We start from the raw sequence: 17,169 nt of genomic DNA, 5'->3' as shown, positions 1-17,169 counted from the left end.
GACTAACCTGATATAGGTTAGTCCATTTCTTTTTATGCAACTCTAATTTAGTGGGCAACTCAAACATGAATGTTACGCAAAATTCAGGTGAAATATATTGATTGTGTTTACTTAGGTTTTCCTTTTTATTTGTGGTACGGTTCACCGTAACTAATCTAAATGAGGTTATTGTTCATTATTTTCATAATTAAATTTAACAAAAAAGGTAGTGCCTTCCGAGCCTGTTTGAATTTCTATTTTCGCATTATGCCGGGTAGCAATAGCATAACATACGCCTAATCCCAATCCAGTTCCATTATCTTTGGTCGTGTAAAATGGAGTACCCAGTTTCTCTAATACTTCAGGCCTGATACCTTTTCCTTGATCCCGCACTGCAAGCACCACACAATTTTGACATTCCTTGTAGGTGCTAATGGTTAGAATTTTCCCTGTGCTCATCGCTTCTAAGCCATTACGGTATAGGTTTATTAATAATTGCCGTATCTCATTACGATTTAAAAGTAATTCTGGAATGTCATTTGTATCGACTTGAATATATTTATTTTGATTATACGTATCAATCTTTATTAAAGGAATAATATCGTGGATAATTGAATTTAAATCTAACATCTGCAAATCCGATTTCTTTGTATTACCCATTGAGAGAAATTCAGTAATAATAGAATTGGCACGGTCAAGTTCTTCAATCATTAATTTAAAGTACTTATTATGTTTCTCATAGGTGTGCTCTTCTTTTAATAACTGCAAAAACCCTCGTACTGTTGTCATTGGATTTCTGATCTCATGGCTGATACCTGCTGCCATTTGTCCTATTAAATCTATGTTGGATAACCTTTTCAATTCCTGCTCATATTGCTTTTTTTCCGTTATGTTTTTAAAAATACAACAAATACCATCATCATACGGGTATGCAATAACTTCGTGCCAATATTCATCAGAGATAGAAAAAAATTCGAAATGAACTGTAATTCGCTCTGACATTGCACGATGAAATTCCTTATACATAACTGCGTCGACGCTACTCGGGAAGACCTCCCATATATTCTTACCTAATACATCTTTTGCTGTTTTTCTTTGTGGAAAATATTGATGCTTATTTACGTACGTGAATTCCCATTTATTATTCAAAGTAAAGAATCCATCCGTAATAATTTCAATCACACTTGTAACTTTTTCATTAGCAGCAGCTAGTTCCCTCGTTCGCTCTTCCACCATGCTTTCAAGTTGATCCATATATAACAAGTTTGAAAACGTAGGAGCTGTGGCATCAACGATAGATTTTGCCAGTTGAATTTGGGAATTATCGTAATTGTGAGCTTTTCCCTCTTTGCCCACGACGATTACCCCTAATACTTCTCCCATTGAAACCAATGGAATCATCAGTAGACCCTTACTATCTATATTTTTTGTTTGAATAACCTCTTGGATCTTGGCTTCATAGCTTTTCTCCATCCAATCCGCTTCTGTCCAATCACAGTCCTTGCTTAACTTCGTTGTTTTAATCGTTGTTTTGTCTATCGGGTCTAAAAGGTGGGCAGCCATGTTTTTACTCTCTAAAATCTGTCCTAAGTAAAAAAAACATTTATCAAAACTCTCCTGTATCGAGGAACACATTGATAACTCACGGGTAACATCTAGTAACAGCTGCTTCTCGGCAATAAGGTTTTCCTTTTGTGTTAAATTATTTGCGTTTTGAATTGCGACCGCAGCCATATTTACATAAGCTTCAACACTTTGAATTTCTGAATCTGTTAAGTTCATTGGAGCTCCATAATCAAATAAAAAAACCAGACCAAATAACTCTTGCCCAAATGAGATAGGCAGGGCTAATAAGGACTTAATTTTGAACGCATCAACTGGTCTCGGATCCGGCCGATGATCCTTTGAGGTATCAGGGATAGAGATGGTTTTTTTGGTTTCAATAACTTCTTTTGCCAGTAAGTCTATTTCAGGATCAATTACCTGAGTATCGAGCGTTACGCCATTTATGGTCTCTGGTTTTCCTGCAAACCCTCTAAATGTTCCATCTTCCTGGGGTAAATAAATTCCAACAGCGTTGCACCTAACAATCTCCTCTGATATCGCCATTGTTACACGCTGCAATACTTCACGTAGTTCTAATTTTGTATTTATTATTTTTGTTATATTCGCGAGCCTAGAATATCTCGTCTGATCACTTAACATTCACATAGCCTCCAAGTTATAGGCATAATAAAATAAACATGATAATATCAGTGAAAATCAAGACCAACCTGCCATTTTCAATTTTCTCCTGTATTCTTTTCTTACCCTTGTTTTACATAGAATACCTCACTTACTTATGATACGGTTCACCTTAATTAAAATGGAACAAACACTCATAAAATCGCTACACCCTATCCCCTCTAACTTTCAAAAGTTACACTGTTTCACTATCTCCATCCTTATCAACACTCGCCTCAAACTTATCAAGCAACGCACGCACTTCATCAGTTGATTTCGTGTTCATCAATTGATTTCTTAGTTCAGCAGCTCCAGGGAATCCTTTTACATAAATTTTGAAGAAGCGATGAAGCCCTGTGATTGAACGTGGTAGTACTTCTGCATATTGATCTTGAAGGTCAAGCTGCAGTCTTAAAAGGTCAAGGTGTTCTTGACTGCTATGCTCTCTCGGTTCTTTTTCAAAGGCAAACGGATTTTTAAAGATTCCTCGTCCAATCATAACGCCATCAATACCGTATTTTTCAGCAAGTTCCATTCCAGTTTGACGGTCAGGAATGTCTCCATTGATTGTTATTAGCGTATTTGGTGCGATACGGTCACGTAATTTTTTAATTTCCGGAATTAGTTCCCAGTGCGCATCTACTTGGCTCATTTCTTCTCTTGTACGTAAGTGAATAGAAAGGTTCGCAATATCTTGTTTAAAAATGTGCGTTAACCAATCCTCCCACTCGCTTAACTCTTTAAAGCCAAGTCGTGTTTTTACGCTGACAGGTAGTCCGCCCGCTTTTGCTGCTTGAATAAGTTCTGCCGCAACGTCTGGACGTAGAATAAGACCACTACCTTTTCCTCTTGATGCTACGTTCGGTACAGGGCAGCCCATATTAATATCAATACCTTTAAATCCTAACTCTGCCATACCAATACTCATTTGACGGAAATATTCAGGATTATCTCCCCAAATATGCGCCACTATCGGTTGCTCATCTTCTGTAAAAATTAAACGGCCACGTACACTTTTCATACCTTCTGGATGACAATAGCTATCCGAGTTTGTAAACTCTGTGAAGAATACATCTGGGCTACCAGCTTCACTTACTACGTGACGGAAAACAACGTCTGTCACATCTTCCATTGGTGCAAGTACGAAAAATGGTCGTGGTAAATCATTCCAAAAATTATCTATCATTTCAAATTCAAATCCTCTCAATATGAATACAATTTCAAACTCTCAATTTAAAAATATAAAGCCAAATAGCAAAAGTACATTTGGACATTTATATTTTGTGAAAATCAGCAATATTCATTTTAACTAAAATCGTTGCTGAATGGTATTTTTATAAACCAAAAAGCAGATGGTATAGATTTTTCTATATCAACTGCTTTTTTATTATACCAACTTAAGCCAAGTCACACACTCTACATGAGTCGTATGCGGGAACATATCAACAGGCTGTACTTCCTGTGTTTTATATCCGCCTTCTTCTAGCACTTTTAAGTCGCGTGCTAATGTTGCTGGGTTACACGATACATATACGACGCGCTTTGGCTTCATGTCGATGATTGTGTTTAGTAATGCTTCATCACAACCTTTACGCGGTGGGTCTACGACCATTGTGTCGGCGATTACGCCTTCTTTGTACCATTTTGGAATGACTACTTCTGCTTCTCCTACGCCAAATTCAGCGTTTGTCATGTTGTTTAGTGCTGCGTTTCGGTTTGCGTCTTCGATTGCTTCTGGGACGATTTCAACGCCGTACACTTTTTTCGCTTTTTGTGCTAGGAATAAGGAGATTGATCCAATTCCGCAATAGGCATCAATTACTGTTTCGTTACCATTTAATTTTGCGTATTCTAACGTTTTATCGTATAGCACTTTCGTTTGTTCTGGGTTTACTTGATAGAATGAACGTGCTGAAATCGCGAATTTAATGTCACCGATAAAGTCATAAATATATTCTGATCCGTACAGTACTGTCGTTTTGTCTCCGAAAATAACGTTTGTACGTTTCGTGTTTACGTTTTGAACGATTGATTTTACTTCTGGGAATTTCGCTGCGATTTCTTCAATGATTGCTTCTTTATTTGGCAATTCAGCTGTACGTGTAATAAAGACAAGCATAATTTCCCCTGTTACTTGTCCGTAGCGAGCCATTACGTGGCGAAGTGTTCCTTTGTTACGCTCTTCATTGTAAGCCGAAATACCGTGTTTTTCACAAATACGTTTTACTTCTTGAATTAATGTATCGTTTTCTTCCGCCTGAATTAAGCATGATTCCATATTAATGATGTCATGCGTTCCTTGACGATAGAAACCAGCTACAAGTCCACCTTCACGTTCTCCAATTGGCACTTGTGCTTTATTGCGGTATACCCACGGGTTTTTCATTCCAAGTACAGGATGAACAGGAACATCACTTAATCCACCGATGCGCTGCATAACGTCACGTACTTGTTTTTCTTTCGCTTTTAATTGTCCTTCATATGTTAAGTGCTGAAGTTGACAACCTCCGCACTCGTTGTACACGGGGCATTCTGCATCTTTACGATATGGACTTTCTTGATGAAGCTTCATTAAACGACCAAACGCGAAATTTTTCTTCACTTTAATAATTTTAATTTGCGCTTCCTCACCTGGTAATCCGTTTTTTACGAAAATAGGATATCCCTTCACTTTCGCAACACCGGCACCATCATGTGTTAAATCTTCAAACACTACATCTATAAACTCGTTTTTTTCAACTGGTGGCGTCATTTTTATACTCATTTTCCGACCTCTCTTTTTCATAACACTGCGTTACATTTTATCATACTTATATGGTCTATTTCTATTGGAAGAAAAAAAGCTATTGACGATAGTTCTCTAGTAATGTTACGCTACTACTAATTTAATACGGACGATGTTACCTCATATATAGTCGATAATATGGATCGAGAGTTTCTACCCGGCAACCTTAAATTGCTGGACTATGGGGAAAACTAATGAATATTAGCCTATGTATAAAAAAGACTCCTATTGATTAGCTTTCTCTCATAGATGAAAGTGAATCCATAGGAGTCTTTTTTTATTTTTATTTTTCTAAAAGGTCAGACATCTTACGTATGACATAAAACCTCTATTACTTTATTTTTAGTAATATAACGAGCGTTTTATGTAAAAACTTTATACGAACTTCTGAAAGGGGCAACTACATGCAATATGTAATGAGCATTATCGGTATTCTTGTCGTTTTAGGTTTATGCTTTGCTTTGTCAAACAACAAAAGTAAAATCAACTTCCGTGCAATTGCTATTATGATTGGTTTCCAAATTTTAATCGGTTGGTTTATGTTTGGCACAAAAATTGGTCAACAAATTATCATCTTCATTAGTAAAGTTTTCAACAAACTAATTAAACTTGGTACGACAGGTGTCGATTTTCTCTTTAATGGAATTCAAAGAGATTTTGTCTTTTTCTTAAATGTATTATTAATTATCGTATTTTTCTCAGCACTACTTTCTATCTTTAGTTATTTAGGTGTTTTACCATTCATCGTTCGCGTTGTCGGCGGTGCAATTTCAAAAATTACTGGTTTACCACGCGTTGAATCATTCCACGCAGTAAACTCTGTATTCTTCGGTTCAAGTGAAGCGTTAATCGTTATTAAAAACGATTTACAGCATTTTAATAAAAACCGTATGTTTATCATTTGTTGTTCTGCGATGAGCTCAGTTTCTGCTTCTGTTACAGCATCATACGTAATGATGTTAGATGCGAAATATGTACTAGCAGCTCTTCCACTAAACTTATTCTCAAGCTTAATCGTTTGTTCGTTATTAACACCAGTTGATACGAAAAAGGAAGATGAAGTGATTCAAAAATTTGATAGAACTCTATTCGGAGACAGCTTTATCGGCGCAATGATTAACGGTGCGCTTGATGGTTTAAAAGTAGCTGGTATCGTTGCCGCATTAATGATCGCCTTTATCGGTGTTATGGAAGTTGTAAACTACGTAATTAGCGCTGCTTCAGGTGCAATGGGATATGCTGTTACTTTACAACAAATCTTCGGTTATATACTTGCTCCATTCGCATTCTTAATGGGTATCCCAACTCATGATATTATCCCAGCTGGTGGTATTATGGGTACGAAGATTGTATTAAACGAGTTTGTAGCAATCCTTGATTTAAAAGGCGCTGCTGCAACATTAGATCCACGTACAGTTGGAATCGTTACTGTATTCTTAATTAGCTTTGCAAGTATTAGCCAAATTGGTGCAATCGTTGGTACAATCCGTGCCCTTTCTGAAAAGCAAGGAAGCATCGTATCAAAATTCGGTTGGAAAATGCTATTTGCATCGACACTTGCTTCTATTTTATCTGCAACAATCGCTGGATTGTTTATTTAATAAAAAATCACCTTACTTGTTTAAGTAAGGTGATTTTTTGATTCTTTATGAAATAGAACGGAATTCAATTACTTCCTCTTTACTAATAAGTTTTCCTTCGTGTATACCTTTTACTGAAATATCAATAATGGATTTATCCTCCCCTTCAAGCTTACCCAAAGAAAATATATAAATTAAATTTTGTTCTTTTAGTATCCATTGCTTGCCATGCCAAGGCCCCGTTATCTTTTGTTCCAAAGATGTTTTTTCTTCTCCAACATACTGACATTCTCCAAACGAAGTTTTTACTATATTTTTCTCCGTATCAATTACTATATTTCGAAATAGCTCTAAGTTTTTGCTTGAAACAATTTCTATCTCATGGTTACTTTTTTGTTTAAATTGCAGTTTTCCATCACTTGTATTAGATAAACTACTATTCTCAACGGCGTTCCTAAAAAAGTTATATTCTTCTTCTGTAATACCAAAATTAGGATGATATGACTTCACCTGTTGATCTATATGTCCCGATATGTAGTTTACATACCACTCTTTATCATTTTTCACATGATCACTCATTTTTTTAGTAATAGCCTCTACTTTTTTACGAGTATCACGATCCATCTCAATCGTCATAATATCCGCCGTCACTTCCGCATTCATAAGATGCGGTGGAATATACTCCTCCACACTATTCGCTTTACTCACTTTACTTTGACAACCGACTACGAATAGCGATATGAAAAGGATATATACTAGTTTTTTATATTTCATTTCTGTTCTCCACTCCGTACATCATTCTTACTTACATTTATAGCGGTTCTTATTATAGTCCAAGATCCTGATACTTTAATAGAAACTACTCTAAATATGCAAAATTGCATATTAATAAACCTTTCTCTTACTTTAAAATTAACTTAAATTATTTACCAAAATATACAAATTACAAATTAAAAATGTTATAATTTGCAAAAAATATATTGGAGGATATTATGAAAGCTCACGCCCTTTTCGACTTCTTACACTTACTAGTTTTAAGCATGAAAAGCTATTATGTATGGGGAATGCCAATCTATGTATTCATTATCCCTCTTATTTTTGTAGTAGGTTATATCATTATCAAATCAAATAAGCAACGCAAGAATACCTCTATTCAAAGTCACTAACCTACCATTCACCTAAAAATGATATGATGAACAAGGGTATATCCCCACCTCTCTTATAGCGGTGGGGATTTTAATGTAAGTATGCAACATAATACACAATAGAAGGTGATTTTATGAGAAAATACGCAGCGATTGCTTTATGTACGTCTGCCATTCTAGCAGGATGTAATACTAGCAATGTAGAGCCTAAAAAAGAAAAAAAGGTTCAAGAGGTTAAGAAACAAGAAGAGACGGTGCGGGAACAAGGTAAAATTTCTTATAATCCAATTACGCACGAATCTACAAACGCAAATATTCATATTACAGACATAAAAGATTCTTTAACCGAAGTACAATATAAAATTTGGCGTACTGCTGATGGAAAGGAAAGTGCTAAATCTTTTTCTTCTAAAGAGAAAGATCAACCATTTACACTTCCCTTTGATATAAAAGAATTTGAAGGAAAACGCGGTGAATATCAAATTGAAGCTATAGGAACAACAGAGGGCGGAAAAACTATTCCACTTACGAAATCTACTATTACTTTCGAGCAAAAAGTTCCTGTTCTTATGTACCACGCAATTGATGATTATCACGGACAAGGTATTAAAGATTTATTCGTATCGCCTGCTAACTTTGAAGCACAAATGAAGTATTTAAAAGAAAATGGTTATACTTTTTTAACGTTTGAACGCTGGAGCGATATAAATAAAGTAAACAAGCCGATTTTCGTTACATTTGATGACGGTATGAAAAATAATATGAATGCATTTCGCATTTTACAAAAGCTAAAAGATGATACTTTTAAACCAGCAGCAACGGAATATATGATTGTTGATAACGTTGATGTAGAAGGCGCCCTTTCTACATCTGAAATAAAAGAAATGGTTGATTCAGGTATTTTTTCTGTACAATCTCACACAGCAACACACGCAGACTTGCCGAAAATTACAAACTATGATGAAGAGTTAAAAGGATCAAAAGAAAAGCTAGAGAAAATAACAGGTAAGCCTGTTATCGCAATTGCTTATCCATTCGGTCATGTAGATGATAAAGTTGTCGCAGAAACAAAGAAACACTATCAGTTTGCAACAACAACGAAGCCTGGACAATTCATTACGAAGGGTGAACCTGATGAGTTGTTAAAAATGAAGCGTGTTCGCATACACCATACAACGACTGTAGAACAATTTGCTTCTTCGATTAAATAACTATTAGAGCTCAATACATTTTGAGCTCTCTTTTTACGTTATATTTATATATATTTTTAGAATTTTCTTGTATTATATATAGTAAGAAATCTTTCAAATTAAAGGAGATTATACATATGTCATTTGAACAAACGTTAGAGAAATATGCTGCCCTTGCAGTCAATGTTGGTGTTAATATTCAACCCGGACAAACTTTATCAATCAGTGCACCTCTTGAGGCTGTACAGTTTGTACGCCTCGTTACAGAAAAAGCATATAAATCTGGTGCAAAACACGTATATGTTGATTGGAATGATGAGACGTTAACACGCTTAAAGTTCGATCTAGCTCCTGAAGAAGCTTTCTCTGAATTCCCTTCTTGGAAAGCACATGCTCGTGAAGAATTAGCAAAAGAAGGCGCTGCATTTATGTCCATCTATGCAGAGAATCCTGATTTATTAAAAGGTGTAGAACCAAAGAAAATTGCAACAGCTCATAAAGTAGCTGGAGAAGCGATGAAAGTATACCGTGATTATGTACAAGCAGATAAAGTAAGCTGGTGCGTAATTTCTGTTCCTACGAAAGAATGGGCTGCAAAAGTATTCCCTGACGTAGCGCCAGAAGAACAAGAAACAAAGCTATGGGATGCTATCTTCAAAGCTACTCGTGCTGATTTAGAAAATCCTGTGGAAGCATGGAAAGAACATGATGAAACACTACATACAAAAGTAGATTACTTAAACGAAAAACATTATAAAGCTCTTCACTATACAGGCCCTGGAACAGACTTAACAATCGAACTTCCAGAGAAGCATGTATGGGCTGGTGCTGGTAGCTTAAATGAAAAGAACGTAGCATTTATGGCTAACATTCCAACTGAAGAAGTATTTACAATGCCTCTTAAAACAGGTGTGAACGGCCAAGTATCTAGCACAAAACCGTTAGCATTTGCAGGTAACATTATTGATAACTTCACGTTAACATTTGAAAACGGACGTATCGTAGACTATAAAGCTGAATCTGGTGAAGAGGCTTTAAAACATTTAGTAGAAACAGATGAAGGTTCTCACTTCTTAGGCGAAGTAGCTTTAGTACCTCATGATTCACCAATTTCAAACACAAATATTTTATTCTACAATACGCTATTTGATGAAAATGCATCTTGCCACCTTGCAATCGGAAATGCTTATGCATTTAACTTAGTTGGCGGAAAAACAATGTCTAAAGAAGAACTTGCTGAAAATGGCGCAAACGCTAGTATTACACACGAAGACTTCATGATTGGATCAGCTGAGCTTGATATCGACGGCATTACAGCTGATGGAAGACATGAGCCGATCTTCCGTAAAGGTAACTGGGCGTTTTAATAAAAATAAAAGGCTATCTTCCACGCTGGAAGATAGCCTTTTATGATGCTGATGACACTTTCAGTCCAATTACTCCTAAAACAATAAAGAGAATACAAAATGCTTGGAATAAATTAATATGCTCTTTAAAAAAGTACACACTAATGATTGTAATAAGTAGCGTTCCCACACCAGACCAAATTGCATAAGCAATGCTTAAATTAATCTTTTTAACAACGATAGCAAACACGCTGAAACAAATTCCATAGAATACGAAAATAAGTACACTTGGAACAAGCTTTGTTAAACCGTTCGATAACTTCATCGCAATCGTTCCAGCTACTTCAAAAATAATTGTTACGAGTAATAATAGCCAATATACCATACTAGAATCTCCTTCTCTGTTACCTTATAGAGATTCTAGTATACTACTTATAGTCCTAACGAAATATATTTAATTTCTAAATATTCCTCGATACCGAAATGGCCTCCTTCACGGCCGATACCACTTTCTTTAAAGCCTCCAAATGGTGCTTGTGCAACTGATGGAAGGCCATCGTTTAAGCCGATAATTCCGTACTCTAACGCTTCACTAATTTGGAATGCTTGGCTAATATCTTTTGTGAAAATATAAGCAGCCAAGCCATATGGTGTATTATTTGCTCGTTCGATTACTTCTTCAACTGTTTTAAATTTCGCAACTGGTGCAACCGGTCCAAATGTTTCTTCATTCATACAAAGCATCTTGTCATTTGCCAATCCAATTACTGTTGGCTGAATGAAATAACCATCTAACTCTGCAAATTTATGGCCACCGTATAAAACTTCTCCGCCCTTTTGAATTGCATCTTCAATATGTTCTTGTACTTTCGAAACTGCATTCGCATCAATAAGTGGACCTACAGTTGTTCCTTCGCCGAATCCATCTCCGACTTTAAGCTGCTCTACAGCTGTTGTGAACTTCCCTGCAAATTCTTCATACACTTCTTCTTGAACAAAGATGCGGTTTGTACATATACACGTTTGTCCTGCGTTACGGAATTTCGAACCAATTACCGCTTCTACCGCCTTATCTAAATCAGCATCATTCATAACAATAAATGGAGCGTGACCACCTAATTCAAGCGAAACCTTTTTCATCGTTTGCGCAGCGCTAGCCATTAATTCTTTTCCAATTTCAGTTGATCCTGTAAAGGAAACTTTTCGAACGCGCTCATCTTCCATCCACGTATCAGCAATTGCTTTTGCACTACCTGTTACAATATTTATTACACCTTTTGGAATATCTGCTTCATGTGCTAATTCAACTAACTTCAATGCAGTTAATGGCGTTTGACTCGCTGGTTTCACAACTGCCGTACAGCCTGCTGCAAGTGCTGGAGCTACCTTTCTCGTAATCATAGCAGCCGGGAAATTCCAAGGCGTAATAGCTGCCATAACCCCAACTGGTTGCTTCATAACTAAAATACGCTTATTCGGATGAGAAGCAGGAATCATTTCACCGTATATTCGCTTTCCTTCTTCTGCGTACCATTCAACAAAACTATTTGCATAATTCACTTCACCAAGTGCTTCTGCAAACGGCTTCCCTTGCTCTCTCGTCATGATTGCTGCAATTTCTTCTTTATTTTCATCAATGAGCGTGAACCATTTTTTTAACTTTACTGCGCGATCCGCTGCCGTTAATTTTGACCATAATTTAAAAGCCTCATGTGCAGCATCAACTGCTTGCTTTGCCTCTGTAATCCCGCCCTTTGGTACAGTTGCAAATACTTCCTTTGTCGCTGGATTATTCACTTCGATTTGTTCTTGCAGTGTAATCCACTCACCATTTATATACATCGCTTTTTTCTCTAAGTTTACGAACGTCGCTTTTTTATCCAATGTTTTCTTCCTCCTCTATGAACTTCTTAATCTTCCTAGTAGCAGCAGATTGACTTATTTGTAAAAACTCAGCCACTTTATAACTTGATCCATACGTTTTATACGCTTTAAGAATAATATTTCGCTCTACCTCTTCCAGCATTCTATAAAGACTTTGTCCGGATTGTTCAACTGTGGCCTCTTGCATAGATAGTGGCAAATCTTCTACCATTACAAAATCATCTGCAGTGATAACAATTCGTTCAATTACATTTTCAATCTCTCTATTATTTCCTTCCCAAGGGTACCCTACAAACATTTGTAACGTACTAGGAGCTAACTTTACATCCCGTCCGTACTTTTTATTAAAATGCTGTAAATAATGATAGATGAGCGGCAAAATGTCTTCTGTTCTCTCCCGAAGTGGTGGAATTGAAATTGGAATGACATTCAGACGATAGTATAAATCTTTCCGGAATGTTCCTTGTTTCACCATCGTACTTAAATCTCTATTTGTTGCCGCTACAATTCTAACGTCCACCTTTTTTAATTCTCTTCCGCCTATAGGACGAAACGTTTTTTCTTGCAATACTTGCAAAAGCTTCGCTTGAATTTCAAGCGGCATTTCACCAATTTCATCTAAGAAGAGGGTTCCTTTATGCGCTGATTCTAATAGCCCCTTTTTCCCTTCACGATTTGCACCTGTAAAAGACCCACCTGAATATCCAAAAAGCTCAGATTCGATTAAATTCGTCGGCAATGCCGCACAATTAATTTCATAGAAACTTTCATTCTTCCGGTGACTCACTTCATGCAAATGGCGTACTAATCGGCTTTTCCCCACTCCAGTCTCACCTAATACGAGAACAGTACTATCTACTACTGATACTTTTTTTATTGTTTCGATTATTTTTTGCATAGCGATACTTTTAAAAATAAGTCCTTCGTGTTCATATGTTTCTCTTAATTCTTTTTTATATGTTTTTAACTGATTATCCATTTCCTCTACCTTTTGACGTAATTGATAGAGTTCTGTAAGATCACGAGAATAACTAATCACTCTTCTTAAATTTCCCTCATCATCAAAAACAGGCCTTGTACGAACATGCAAATACTCTCCTGATTTCGTTGTTTGAACAAGTTCAACTGGCCTTTTCTTTTCAATTACTTCTAACGTTGCAGACGGATAAAAAATCCCTTCTTTTTGTAGTTCTTTTACATGCTTTCCTACTAATTCCTTAGCAGAGAGCTGGTAATGTCTTTCACACATGCTATTTACACGTACAACGATTCCTTTATCATCCGTAACAAAAATTTCGTCAAATGCATATTCAAATACATCTTGTAAATCCATCAACACTCGTTCCTTTTCTGCAACCATCCTAGCCACCCCTTACTTTAAATCCATCGATTCACTTCACTACCTTTATTATAAAGTGAATTTTCTGCATTTTATATAGAGTAAGCTAGAATGTTTTCAATTTGTTATTTATACAAATCTATTTATATTTTTCAACACATAATTCGCTGCCTTGAAAAATACAGAATGCTATCGCAACCACACCCTCACTTTGTTTTAGCTTGGCATGGGGCAGGAAAAGGGGCTGATCGATTCTATATATGACCAGATGCTCTCTTCCGCCTAAAAAGAAAAGCTTTATGCCCTTTTTTAAGTTATTCCAATTCTTTAAACACGAGCGATATTTGCTTGCTCATAACAAGCTTGCAATGATTCTTCAATTATTGTTAAACCTTCCTCAAGTTGCTCATCTGTAATCACTAATGGCATTAAAACACGAATAACATTTCCATATGTTCCTGCTGATAGTAGAAGTAATCCATGCTTATTTGCTTCTGCACATAAATTAGACGCTAGTGTTTTATCAGGCGCTTTCGTCTTGCGATCTTGAACGAGCTCGAATGCACACATTGCCCCTAAGCCGCGCACATCACCGATGCAATTATATTTGTTTTTCATCTCTTGGAATCGGTTCATTACGACTTTCCCTACTTCTATCGCTCTATCATTTAATTTCTCTTTTTCTATTACATCAAGCACAGCTAATGCAGCCGCACATCCTAGTGGGCTTCCTGCATATGTTCCGCCCAGTTCTCCCGGTGCAGACTCATTCATAATTTCTTTACGCCCAATGACACCACTTATCGGTACACCAGCACCTAATGATTTAGATACCGTAATTAAGTCTGGAACGACATCATAATGATCAATTGCAAAGTATTTTCCGGTACGACTAAAGCCTGTTTGAATTTCATCAGCTACAAATAAAATACCGTGCTCTGAACAAATGCTGCGTACTTCTTGAACGAATTTCTTACTTGGAACGATAAATCCGCCTTCCCCTTGAACAGGTTCCATTACAACTGCTGCAATTGTTTCTGGTGCTACTTCTGATATGAAGAAGTTCTTGAACTCTTCAATGATAAAGTCATCATACTGCTCTTCTGTTAAACCTTCTGGGCGACGGTATTCATATGGGAATGGTGCTTTATATACTTCTGGAGCAAATGGGCCAAATCCAAATTTATATGGTTTTACTTTACTTGTCATCGTCATTGTCATTAATGTACGCCCATGAAATCCTTTAGAAAATGCGATAATTCCAGGTCTCTTCGTATATTTACGAGCAATCTTCACTGCATTTTCAACCGCTTCTGCCCCACTATTTAAAAACAGCACTTGTTTATCGAAATTACCTGGCGCTAATGCGGCCAGCTTTTCTGCCAATTCAATATACGGCTCATACATCATCACATTAAATCCAGTATGAATATATTGATCTACTTGTTTATGAAGCGCTTCTTTAACAGCTGGATGACAGTGTCCTACATTAATTGTCCCAATTGCTCCTGCGAAATCAATGTACTGATTTCCATCCACATCTGTTACGAGTGCACCATTTGCAGACTGTACAAATGTTGGAATACCATTACTTACTCCTTTTGGTACTATATTTTGGCGGCGTTCTAATAAAGACGCTGCTTTCGGTCCTGGAATTTGTTCATTTACTTTAGCAAATTTTTTTGTGTTCACTGTGTACCCCATCCTTTTCTATACAATGTTTTCTCTTTATATTGCAAGATGCATGCCAACTTCCTCTTTCTAGTATTCATCCCATTCTCTTACTATCTCGGCATAAAAAAATAAGTCTATAAAGACTCATATAGAGTCTTTATAGACTTATTCATTTATACATTAGACTTTCCTTGTTCCCAAATAAACTCACCTGAATGAGAAATTAAATCTTCAACAGATTGTAATACTAAATCTGCAAGTGGTTCTAACGTTTGACGATCACCCGTACCAGATAGTACGCCAATCGCATAACAGTCGCCACCATTTTTCGCTAAATGTAAATCCGTCGGTGTATCCCCGATGACTGCTACTTCACATGTCTCTAAATTAAATCTCTCACAAAACGATTCTACAATTTTTTTATCTGGCTTCTGTGCTGGAAATGTATCTGAAGCTATAACACAATCAAAAAAAGCTTCCAATTGATATTGCTTTAAAAATAATTCTGTCGGCGCGAAATCATCAGCTGTAACGACACCTAGAATAAACCCTCTATCCTTTAACGCTTGTAAAACTTTCGGTAAATCTGCCGTCATTCTCATATGTGAACGATGCTCGTACATAAGAGCAAACAACTTTTCACTCACCCATTGATGCATCTCTTCTTCTCTAGATGATGCAATATACTTACAAAGCCCCTTGGCCACATCAAGACTCGTTCCAGCAGCGAGCGCACTACGCGGGTGAACAAATGCTCCATCTACGCCAATCTCTTTTAATAAAGCCTGCTGCATTGACTGTGGGAGTTGATATAATTTTATACATTCAGCAACAAGCTCTTCAGCTACTTTTATCCAAATTGAATGAAAATCCATTAATGTCCCATCTTTATCAAATAATATTGCTTTTACCTTCTCCATAGCACCCTACCTCTCATTTCTTATCTCTTCCAGTGTATCAATAAAATATGGATATAAAATAAACGGATTGTAAAAATACCATAAAAATCAAACTAACTTACAATTTACAATTCATCTGCACATAGAGAAACTTTAATCAGTGGGGGAATCTTATTGCTCGCAAATAGTGAGGTGAAAGCAAAAAAAAGATGCCTTTACAGGGCATCCTCTTGATGTTCAGGAACAAATAGTTCCAGACAATGATATATATTTTCAAATTCCATTGGTGCATCTCCGCCATATTCACCATCTAAGTTGATCATTAATTTATCAGGTGAATGCACTTTAATACGATTCGCTTGTGTATATAGCACTTTCGGATTGTTAATATGTTCCCCACGCTGTGCTTGTGTTGCTGCTTTAATTAAATCAGCGATAGAACCTTTTTTCAGTACTAATAAATCAAATAATCCATCGTTAATAGATGCATATGGTGCTACTTTTTCGAATCCACCAACTGAACGAGTATTCGTAATTAAAAACATCGTAATTTCTTCTTGTAGCAACTTCCCATCATACTCAATTTCAACATATGTTGGATGTAATGATGGTAACATTTCGATTCCTTTTAAATAGTAAGCAAGTTGGCCTAATACCGTTTTTAGCTTGCTTGGTACTTCATATGTTAATTCTGTAATACGGCCGCCACCAGCGATATTAATGAAATATGTATCATTTGCTCTACCAAGATCTAACGGTACCGTTGTTCCTTCACAAATAATATCCGCAGCCTCTTCAATAACACGAGGTACACCGATCGCACGCGCAAAATCATTTGTCGTTCCAACTGGAATAATTCCAAACTTTGGACGATGCTCATGTCCTACTAAACCGTTCACTACTTCATTTAACGTACCATCACCACCAGCTGCGATAACAACATCAAACTTACGATCCGCAGCTTGCCTCGCTGCCACAGTCGCATCTCCAGGACCAGTTGTCGCATGACAAGACGCTTCATATCCAGCTTGTTCTAATTTTTGTAATACTTCTGGTAAGCTCTTCTTAAATAGCTCGCGCCCAGAAGTAGGATTATAAATAATTCTTGCTCGCTTCATCATTTAT

At 36.6% G+C, this 17,169-nt stretch carries 13 protein-coding genes and 1 riboswitch; of the genes, 3 read left to right on the top strand and 10 right to left on the bottom strand.

The genetic code is table 11. From position 1 onward, the window contains the following. Window positions 1–165 precede the first annotated feature (165 nt). The 3 genes from DN408_RS23945 to rlmD form a co-directional block, all read right to left on the bottom strand. Window positions 166–2,184, bottom strand: a complete 2,019-nt coding sequence (locus tag DN408_RS23945) for a GAF domain-containing sensor histidine kinase (protein ID WP_002124915.1) — start codon at window positions 2,182–2,184, stop codon at window positions 166–168. A 214-nt stretch (window positions 2,185–2,398) separates the two neighbouring features. Then, the gene (locus tag DN408_RS23940; RefSeq protein ID WP_016121383.1) at window positions 2,399–3,388 is read right to left on the bottom strand and encodes a tRNA dihydrouridine synthase; all 990 of its coding nucleotides are present in this window, start codon (window positions 3,386–3,388) and stop codon (window positions 2,399–2,401) included. Window positions 3,389–3,589: 201 nt separating this feature from the next. Beyond that, complete coding sequence (rlmD, locus tag DN408_RS23935; RefSeq protein ID WP_002124913.1) at window positions 3,590–4,966, bottom strand: 23S rRNA (uracil(1939)-C(5))-methyltransferase RlmD; 1,377 nt, start codon at window positions 4,964–4,966, stop codon at window positions 3,590–3,592. Between the two features lie 121 nt (window positions 4,967–5,087). After that, window positions 5,088–5,189: riboswitch (purine riboswitch) on the top strand. 202 nt (window positions 5,190–5,391) lie between these two features. Between rlmD and DN408_RS23930 the strand changes: the two genes are divergently transcribed. Further along, window positions 5,392–6,588 (top strand): NupC/NupG family nucleoside CNT transporter, encoded by a 1,197-nt coding sequence (locus DN408_RS23930; protein WP_002063580.1) that lies wholly within the window; start codon window positions 5,392–5,394, stop codon window positions 6,586–6,588. 45 nt (window positions 6,589–6,633) lie between these two features. On the opposite strand, the gene DN408_RS23925 is transcribed toward DN408_RS23930, so the two are convergent. Beyond that, window positions 6,634–7,341 carry a hypothetical protein gene (locus DN408_RS23925; RefSeq protein ID WP_147740418.1) on the bottom strand — a complete coding sequence of 236 codons (708 nt, stop codon included), beginning with the start codon at window positions 7,339–7,341 and terminating at the stop codon, window positions 6,634–6,636. A 505-nt stretch (window positions 7,342–7,846) separates the two neighbouring features. Here DN408_RS23925 and DN408_RS23920 point away from each other — a divergent pair. Together DN408_RS23920 and DN408_RS23915 are read left to right on the top strand one after the other, a co-directional pair. Further along, window positions 7,847–8,923: a polysaccharide deacetylase family protein gene (locus DN408_RS23920; RefSeq protein WP_078178032.1), complete on the top strand. Its 1,077-nt coding sequence runs from the start codon at window positions 7,847–7,849 to the stop codon at window positions 8,921–8,923. Window positions 8,924–9,039: 116 nt separating this feature from the next. Beyond that, on the top strand, window positions 9,040–10,269 hold the full coding sequence (locus DN408_RS23915) for an aminopeptidase (RefSeq protein ID WP_002010058.1): 1,230 nt from the start codon (window positions 9,040–9,042) through the stop codon (window positions 10,267–10,269). Window positions 10,270–10,309: 40 nt separating this feature from the next. Here DN408_RS23915 and DN408_RS23910 read toward each other — a convergent pair whose 3' ends face one another. The 6 genes from DN408_RS23910 to DN408_RS23885 all read right to left on the bottom strand — a co-directional run bounded on the left by DN408_RS23910 (window position 10,310) and on the right by DN408_RS23885 (window position 17,165). After that, a complete protein-coding gene (locus tag DN408_RS23910; RefSeq protein WP_002029495.1) occupies window positions 10,310–10,633 on the bottom strand; it encodes a DMT family transporter in 324 nt (107 codons plus the stop codon). 47 nt (window positions 10,634–10,680) lie between these two features. Next, entirely contained in the window at window positions 10,681–12,132 is a 1,452-nt protein-coding gene (gabD, locus tag DN408_RS23905) for an NADP-dependent succinate-semialdehyde dehydrogenase (protein ID WP_002191777.1), read from the bottom strand. Further along, entirely contained in the window at window positions 12,125–13,492 is a 1,368-nt protein-coding gene (locus DN408_RS23900) for a sigma-54 interaction domain-containing protein (protein ID WP_002167042.1), read from the bottom strand. The genes gabD and DN408_RS23900 overlap by 8 nt, the downstream gene beginning before the upstream one ends. Before the next feature lie 306 nt (window positions 13,493–13,798). Then, window positions 13,799–15,163, bottom strand: coding sequence for a 4-aminobutyrate--2-oxoglutarate transaminase (gene gabT / locus DN408_RS23895; RefSeq protein WP_002124901.1), 1,365 nt, complete (start codon window positions 15,161–15,163; stop codon window positions 13,799–13,801). Between the two features lie 155 nt (window positions 15,164–15,318). After that, the gene (locus tag DN408_RS23890; RefSeq protein ID WP_002010052.1) at window positions 15,319–16,065 is read right to left on the bottom strand and encodes an HAD family hydrolase; all 747 of its coding nucleotides are present in this window, start codon (window positions 16,063–16,065) and stop codon (window positions 15,319–15,321) included. 194 nt (window positions 16,066–16,259) lie between these two features. Next, window positions 16,260–17,165 carry a diacylglycerol kinase gene (locus DN408_RS23885; protein ID WP_002010051.1) on the bottom strand — a complete coding sequence of 302 codons (906 nt, stop codon included), beginning with the start codon at window positions 17,163–17,165 and terminating at the stop codon, window positions 16,260–16,262. Window positions 17,166–17,169 lie beyond the last annotated feature (4 nt).

Origin of the sequence: Bacillus sp. AR13-1 (assembly GCF_008042285.1) — a bacterium.
In the GTDB taxonomy this organism is placed as follows: domain Bacteria; phylum Bacillota; class Bacilli; order Bacillales; family Bacillaceae_G; genus Bacillus_A; species Bacillus_A mycoides.
The sequence above is the reverse complement of the archived record's forward strand: the minus strand, read 5'-3'. Positions and strand labels throughout refer to the sequence as shown.

What these genes read in the sequence shown, in the direction of transcription:
- DN408_RS23885 (WP_002010051.1), bottom strand. Translation starts at nt 17,165, where the DNA reads ATGATGAAGCGAGCAAGAATTATTTATAATCCTACTTCTGGGCGCGAG.
- DN408_RS23945 (WP_002124915.1), bottom strand. Translation starts at nt 2,184, where the DNA reads ATGTTAAGTGATCAGACGAGATATTCTAGGCTCGCGAATATAACAAAA.
- DN408_RS23890 (WP_002010052.1), bottom strand. Translation starts at nt 16,065, where the DNA reads ATGGAGAAGGTAAAAGCAATATTATTTGATAAAGATGGGACATTAATG.
- rlmD (WP_002124913.1), bottom strand. Translation starts at nt 4,966, where the DNA reads ATGAGTATAAAAATGACGCCACCAGTTGAAAAAAACGAGTTTATAGAT.
- DN408_RS23925 (WP_147740418.1), bottom strand. Translation starts at nt 7,341, where the DNA reads ATGAAATATAAAAAACTAGTATATATCCTTTTCATATCGCTATTCGTA.
- DN408_RS23920 (WP_078178032.1), top strand. Translation starts at nt 7,847, where the DNA reads ATGAGAAAATACGCAGCGATTGCTTTATGTACGTCTGCCATTCTAGCA.
- DN408_RS23910 (WP_002029495.1), bottom strand. Translation starts at nt 10,633, where the DNA reads ATGGTATATTGGCTATTATTACTCGTAACAATTATTTTTGAAGTAGCT.
- DN408_RS23900 (WP_002167042.1), bottom strand. Translation starts at nt 13,492, where the DNA reads ATGGTTGCAGAAAAGGAACGAGTGTTGATGGATTTACAAGATGTATTT.
- DN408_RS23915 (WP_002010058.1), top strand. Translation starts at nt 9,040, where the DNA reads ATGTCATTTGAACAAACGTTAGAGAAATATGCTGCCCTTGCAGTCAAT.
- DN408_RS23940 (WP_016121383.1), bottom strand. Translation starts at nt 3,388, where the DNA reads ATGATAGATAATTTTTGGAATGATTTACCACGACCATTTTTCGTACTT.
- DN408_RS23930 (WP_002063580.1), top strand. Translation starts at nt 5,392, where the DNA reads ATGCAATATGTAATGAGCATTATCGGTATTCTTGTCGTTTTAGGTTTA.